Genomic DNA, 424 nt, shown 5'->3' on the forward strand with positions numbered 1-424 from the left:
TTTACAGCCCTTTCCGAACGAGAAAGCCCATCGCCTTTAGGCATGGGATGAAAGTGAGGTTGGATACGGAGTACCACTAAAAATCGTAAGGTTCGTGGTACTTTAAGTATACAAAGTATAGGTAGTTTCATTGGGTCTTTTTGTTGTGATTTTTCGAAAATAAATGATACATTGTAACTATGGTAAATGATTATAGAAGAGCGTTGCAAAGTTTATGGACACGTTCTTATTTTGTTTCTACAGCTAAAAATGTAGCAAATGAAAATATGTTGAAAATCAAAAAACAAGGGGATGAAACGTATGTCACAGACCCTAACAGTGAAAGTGAAATTGATTCCAACAAAAGAACAAAGTCGTTTATTGGAAGAAAGTAGTCGTGAGTATATCAAAGTCATGAATATGCTTGTATCGGAAATGGTTGAAG

General features: G+C 35.1%; 1 pseudogene. It reads left to right on the top strand.

The features are described from left to right. Positions 1 to 300 precede the first annotated feature (300 nt). Positions 301 to 424 (top strand): annotated as a pseudogene (locus FT637_RS29695) (RNA-guided endonuclease TnpB family protein); the annotation flags it as partial.

This window comes from Bacillus cereus (assembly GCF_015071065.1).
Classification (GTDB): Bacteria; Bacillota; Bacilli; order Bacillales; family Bacillaceae_G; genus Bacillus_A; species Bacillus_A cereus_BA.